Origin of the sequence: Bradyrhizobium cytisi (assembly GCF_008123515.1) — a bacterium.
GTDB lineage: Bacteria > Pseudomonadota > Alphaproteobacteria > Rhizobiales > Xanthobacteraceae > Bradyrhizobium > Bradyrhizobium cytisi.
On record NZ_VSSR01000058.1, the window covers coordinates 71,247 to 77,630 of the forward strand.

Here is a 6,384-nt window from a genome sequence, read left to right on the forward strand (position 1 = left end):
GGGTCGTCGGCTGACGTCCGCCAGTCATGCGGGGCCTAGGTCACGCTTCGGCCAGAACACGGCAATACCACCGAGTGGCGGCACAACATTTGCTTCGTTTTGCGGGATTGCAAGGACCCGTGAGATGCCCGCTGCCGTTACCGATCCCGTCGACGAAGTCCTGCCGGTGTCTCGGCTCATCCTGCTCGGGCTGCAGCATGTGCTTGTGATGGCGGCCTCGCCGATCACCGCCGTGTTTCTGGTCGGCAGGGCGCTCCATCTGTCATCTGACCTCACCGTCAACCTGATCAGCGCCACGTTTCTGATGTGCGGGCTCGGCTCGCTGTTGCAGAGCATCGGCCCGTTTAGGTTTGGTGCGCGGTTGCCGTTCATCATGGTGCCGGGCGGTGCTCCGATCGTGATCTTTCTTACGATCGCGCAGCAGACCGACATCCAGACCGCGTCGGGCGCGGTCATCCTCACGGCGCTATTCTATTTTGTGTTTCTGCCCGTGTTCGCGCGTTGCGTGATCTACTTCCCGAGGCTTGTCATCGGTACGATGCTGCTGCTCGTCGCCATCAACCTTGTCAAGGTATATGGTGGCATCATCACCGGCACGCCTGGTTCACCGGATTTCGCAGCTCCGAAGGGCGTCCTCCTGGCGCTATGCACGGTCGGCTTCACGCTGATATTCGCGCGCTTGTTCACCGGCATCGCAGGGCAGTTGTCCGTCCTGTTTGGCCTGTTGATCGGGACGATCGCTGCCGCGTTGACCGGCAATATGAGTGTCGACGGCATCCTGTCGGGTCCCGTCATTGCCTTGCCGCAGCCGTTTCCGTTTGGAGTGCCGCACTTCGACATCGTTTCGGCAGTGCCGCTGATTGTCTTCAGCATCATCTCTATGGCGGAAGCCACGGGACAGACGGTGGCGATAGCGGATGTGGTCGGCAAGGAGATCGTGCCGCGTGACGATGTGCCGAAGACAATTCGCGGCGACGCGCTGATCTCATTGTTGGGGGGATGCTTCGGGACGTCGCTCATCATCACCAGCGGCGAAAATATCGGTATCGTCCGCGCCACCGGCGTGCGCTCGCGCTACGTGACCGCGACGAGCGGGATCATCCTGCTCGTCATCGCCCTGCTGGCGCCGCTCGGCCGGCTGGTCAACGCGATCCCCGGCGCCGTCGTCGGCGGCACCGCGATCATCGTATTCTGCATCATCGCGGTGATGGGCATCGATATGCTGCGCAAGGTGGATCTGCGCGAGCACGGCAACCTATTCACGCTCGCTGCTGCGCTCGCAGTCGGTTTGCTGCCGATCCTGGTGCCCGGCATTTACAGCAAATTTCCCGCCGGTGTGCAGATGATCCTTGGCAACGGGCTTGCCGCCGGAACCGTCGTCGCGGTGCTCCTCAACATCCTGTTCCATCATGTCCGCCCGAAATTTGCCTTCGGCCACGCAGAGCCCGCCGGCGAACTTGCCGATCCAATTGCGCCCGACACGCAAGCGGCGGCCGAGTAACGATTTCCGCTCGTCGCTCCAAACCAGTCTAGGTTCAGTCATGCCTCCCGATCTCAGTCCGGACCAGTTGACCGCCGGAGAACTGATGCTGGCCCCGGACCAGTTGATGCTCGGCGAGGGGCCCGTCCCGGACCATGCGGTCGTCGTCAGCGGCGGCAAGTTCGCAGACGTCGGCCCGCGGATGCAGGTCCGCGCGCGTCATCCCGGTCTCGCCGAGCTGCTGCTGCCGGGCAAGCTCTTGATGTCCGGCTTCGTCGATGCGCACCACCATCTGACCCAGACCTTTGGCAAGGCGCTGGCCTTCGGCGAACCGTCGGAGATTTTCCGGCGCATCTGGGTGCCGCTCGAAGGCGTGCTCGACGACGAGCTCGTCTACCTCACCGCCAAGGCCGCGGCATTGGAGTCGCTGCGTGGTGGTTTCACCGCGGTGGTCGATGCAGGCACGCGCGCCGAGGGGAGCGTTGCGGCGGTCGCAAAGGCCACCAAAGAAGCCGGCCTGCGCTGTGTCCTCGGCTTCATTTGCAACGATCTTGGTGGCGGCGGGGCGGCGGCAGATCGCGACACGATCTTGGCTCGCGCGGAAGCGCATCTCGCACGCTGGCGCGCCGACAGTCTGGTGCATCCATCGCTGGCAATCTCGATTCCCGAGGCCGCCACCGCCGACATGCTGCGCGAGACGTCGTTCCTGGCTGCGCGTTCTCGCGCAGTATTCCAGAGTCATGTCAACGAGCATCTTGCTGCCGTCGAGCGTTCGCTGACGCAGGTGGGACGACGTCCGCTCGAATACCTCTACGATCTGGGCGTGCTCGGCCCGCATGTTTTGATCGCCCACGGCACATTGGTCACGCCCACGGAACTCGCAATGCTGCGGGAAACCAATACGGCGGTCGCCTATAATCCCGTTGCCTCGCAATGGAAGGGCAATGCGGTGGCGCCGGCGACGCTGATGGCGACCCTCGGCATTCGCTTCGGCATCGGTACCGACGGCACGCGCAGCGACGCCTTCCGTCTGGTCGATGCGGCCGAGGCTGCGCAGAGGCTTGCGTTCGGGCTTGCCAACGGCGACTCATCCTGTGGCGGTGGTTGGACCTGGCTCGAGCACGCGACCCAGCGAGGCGCGGACGCGTCGGGACTCGCCGGTGTCACCGGCGCGATCGCGCCCGGCCTTGCCGCGGATTTTCTGCTCGTCGACATCGATGTGCCGGAGTTCAGCCCGTCCTGGGATCTGACGTGGGAACTGGTGCGGCTCGGCAACCGCGACCAGATCGTGGCAGTGTTTGTCGCAGGCCGCTTGCGGCTCTGGCGGGGATGGCCGGTCGATTGGGACGGCCGCGCCCTGATGCATGAGATCGCGCGCCGCGCCCGCGATGCGGTCGCTCGCGCTCCGATCCAGCGCATTCATCCGGTTTCGCAGAAGCATCGGGCCGCCGAGCTCGAACGGAAGCGTTAGGGCGGTCTTCAGGCATAGTCGCCGATGATCGATACCGGCGGTGCGCGTCTGCCGGACAAAGGTGCATTTGCGCCGTGCCCATTCTCGCTTGCTCGATGTTGCGCGGAGGAAATGGGCGCGCGTCGCTTGACGTACCCTGATAGTCCTCGACAGATCGGCCAGTGGCTGAGCTATTGCCCAGTCAGTGAGTATATGATCGAATGCGGCGATGGATCCAGGCAAGCCCGATCTGATCATCTTCGATTGCGACGGCGTGCTCGTCGACAGCGAGTTGTTGAGCTGCCGCTGCCTCTCCGAGGTTCTGGCGGAGTTCGGCCTTCAGCTCAGTGTGGAGCAGGCGCTCGAACTCTTCCTCGGGCGCAGCACCAAGGCGATCGAGCAGCACTATCGCGATCTCGGGCACACCCTGCCTGACGATTTCTTTCCGGGCCTGAAGGCGCGCGTGCTCGAGACCTTTGCGGGAGCGCTCCAGCCGATCCCCGGCGTCGGCGCGGTTCTGTCCGAATTGGAGACGCCGCGCTGTGTGGCGTCGTCGAGCGACCTCGACCGCGTCTCGCTGTCGCTGGACGTCACCGGCCTCGCGCGGCATTTCGGCGACCGGCTCTACACCGCAGAGATGGTCAGGCGCGGGAAGCCGGCGCCGGATCTCTTTCTTCACGCTGCCGTGAAAATGCAGGCCGATCCCGCGCGCACGCTGGTGATCGAGGACAGTGTCAGCGGCGTGCAGGCTGCCAAGGCGGCAGGCATGATGGTCTGGGGATTTGTCGGCGGTGACCATTATCGCGCGCGCGATGGCCGCGCTATATTGTCCGCCGCCGGAGCCGATCGGGTCTTCGCGCGCATGAGCGAATTCTGGGAGGCGTGAGGCCGCATGGCCGTCGAGAACGAAAAATCCAGGCTCGACGACGCCGCGCGTGCCGGCTGGCTCTATTTCATTGCCGGCCACACCCAGGACGAGATCGCAAAGATGCTCCAGGTGTCGCGCGCCTCGGCGCAGCGGCTGGTGTCGCTGTGCCTCGCCGAGCGGCTGATCACGTTCCGGCTCGAACATCCGATCGCTGCCTGCATGGAATTGGCCGCGCAGCTGAAGGAGCGGTTTGACCTTAGCTATTGCGAGGTGGTGCCGGCCGATCCTGCGGCGCCTCAGGCCACCGCCGGCATCGCCGAGCGCTGCGCCAATCTGCTGGACGCGACGCTACGCTCGGAGACGCCTGTCATCGTCGCGCTCGGCACGGGGCGGGCGGTGCGCGCCGCCGTCGAGCGCGTCACGCCGATCGACCGGCCCAACCACCAGATCGTCTCGCTGGTCGGCAACATCTCCGCCGACGGTTCGGCGAGCTTCTATGACACCGTCGGCCGGCTCGCCGACCGCACCGGTGCGCGGCATTACCCGATGCCGCTGCCGTTCCTGATGTCGTCGGAGGACGAGCGCAACAAGATGGTGCGGATCGAGCCGATCGCGAAGGTCAAGGCGGTGGCGGCCAAGGCGGACTTACGCCTCGTCGGCATCGGCCAGATGGACCAGAAGGCGCAGGTCCATGTCGATGGCTTCGTCACGCGCGATGAATTGTTCGAGATGATGCGGCAGGGCGCCATCGGCGAGATCACCGGCTGGGCCTATGATTCCAAGGGACGCGTGCTCAAGGCCGGCACCAACAAGCGCCTCACCAGCATTCCGCCGGAGGTCCCGGCCAAGACCACGACCATCGGCGCCGCGGTCGGTGCGGCCAAGGTGCCGGCGATCGCGGCTGCGTTGAACGGGGGTCTGATCAACGGCCTGATCACCGACGAGGCCACCGCAAGGGCGATCCTGGAGCGGTAGGGCGGGCTGTCTCGCCGCTTGAGCCGCTGTCATCATCCGCGAAAGCGGATGATCCAGTACGCCGCGGCCCAGCTTGGGGCAAACCAACTGACTGCACGGATTACTGGATGCCCCGCCTTCGCGGGGCATGACGGAAAGGTTGCCGCACCGCAGCACTCATAAGTTGCGGGGAAGGCTGCGAGCCTGCTTGACAAGCGCCGCCCCTCGTCCGAACATACGCCCAACGCGTGGGCATATGCTCAAAAGCGCGGGCTAGGGAGGTCACCGTGAAACAATTTTTGGGCGCCGTCTGCGGCGCGTCCGTACTGCTTGCCGTCCCCGCGATGGCCGAAACGACCCTGACGATCGCCACCGTCAACAATGGCGACATGATCCGCATGCAGGGCCTGACCAGCGAATTCACCAAGGCGAACCCCGACATTTCGGTGAAATGGGTGACGCTCGAGGAAAACGTGCTGCGCCAGCGCGTCACCACCGACATCGCCACCAAGGGCGGCCAGTTCGATGTGCTGACCATCGGCACCTACGAGGTGCCGATCTGGGCCAAGAAGGGCTGGCTGGTGCCGCTCGCCAATCTCGGCGCCGATTATGACGTCGCCGACCTCCTGCCGAAGATCAAGGATGCGGTCTCCGTCGACGGCAAGCTCTATGCCGCGCCGTTCTACGGCGAGAGCTCGATGATCATGTACCGGACCGATCTGTTCGAGAAGGCCGGCCTGAAGATGCCGGAAAAGCCGACCTGGGAGTTCGTGATCGATGCTGCCAAGAAGCTCACCGACAAGAACGGCGGCGTCTACGGCATCTGCCTGCGCGGCAAGGCCGGCTGGGGCGAGAACATGGCCTTCCTCTCGGCAATGGCCAATTCCTACGGCGCACGCTGGTTCGATGAGAAGTGGGAGCCGCAGTTCAACACGCCGGAATGGAAGACGACGCTCACGACCTACGTCAATCTGATGAAGGACGCTGGCCCTCCCGGCGCGAGCTCGAACGGCTTCAATGAAAATCTGGCGCTGTTCAACGCCGGCAAGTGCGGCATGTGGATCGATGCGACGGTGGCGGCGTCCTTCGTCACCAACCCGAGTCAGTCCACGGTTGCCGACAGGGTCGGCTTCGCGCTCGCGCCCAACACCGGGCTCGGCAAGAACGCCAACTGGCTGTGGGCCTGGAGCCTCGCGATCCCCGCAGGCTCGAAGAAGACTGAAGCCGCCGAGAAGTTCATCGCCTGGGCGACGAACAAGGACTACACCAAGCTCGTGGCCTCGAGGGAGGGCTGGGCCAACGTGCCGCCGGGTACACGCACCTCGCTCTACACGAATCCTGACTACCTGAAGGCCGCGCCCTTCGCCAAGATGACGCTGGCCTCGATCGACGCGGCTGATCCGAACAAGCCGACCGTGAAGCCCGTGCCTTACGTCGGCGTGCAGTATGCCGCGATCCCTGAATTCCAGGGCATCGGTACGCAGGTCGGTCAGCAATTCTCCGCGGCACTTGCCGGATCGATGACGGTCGATGCGGCACTCACCGCCGCGCAAACAGCGACCGAACGCGAGATGAAGCGCGCCGGTTACATCAAGTAGACCCGAGCTCTCCCTGAGCTCAAACTTGCGGCCA

The 6,384-nt window shown here is 64.6% G+C and carries 5 protein-coding genes; all 5 read left to right on the forward strand.

Annotated elements, in window-relative coordinates:
- Positions 1-124 precede the first annotated feature (124 nt).
- The 5 genes from FXB38_RS30600 to FXB38_RS30620 all read left to right on the forward strand — a co-directional run bounded on the left by FXB38_RS30600 (position 125) and on the right by FXB38_RS30620 (position 6,350).
- Positions 125-1,501, forward strand: coding sequence for a uracil-xanthine permease family protein (locus FXB38_RS30600; RefSeq protein WP_148754703.1), 1,377 nt, complete (start codon positions 125-127; stop codon positions 1,499-1,501).
- 85 nt (positions 1,502-1,586) lie between these two features.
- A complete protein-coding gene (locus FXB38_RS30605; RefSeq protein WP_246230249.1) occupies positions 1,587-2,951 on the forward strand; it encodes an amidohydrolase family protein in 1,365 nt (454 codons plus the stop codon).
- A 208-nt stretch (positions 2,952-3,159) separates the two neighbouring features.
- On the forward strand, positions 3,160-3,816 hold the full coding sequence (locus FXB38_RS30610) for an HAD family hydrolase (RefSeq protein ID WP_148754705.1): 657 nt from the start codon (positions 3,160-3,162) through the stop codon (positions 3,814-3,816).
- A 6-nt stretch (positions 3,817-3,822) separates the two neighbouring features.
- Positions 3,823-4,773 (forward strand): sugar-binding transcriptional regulator, encoded by a 951-nt coding sequence (locus tag FXB38_RS30615; protein ID WP_148754706.1) that lies wholly within the window; start codon positions 3,823-3,825, stop codon positions 4,771-4,773.
- A gap of 266 nt (positions 4,774-5,039) precedes the next feature.
- A complete protein-coding gene (locus FXB38_RS30620; RefSeq protein WP_148754707.1) occupies positions 5,040-6,350 on the forward strand; it encodes an ABC transporter substrate-binding protein in 1,311 nt (436 codons plus the stop codon).
- Positions 6,351-6,384: the final 34 nt, after the last annotated feature.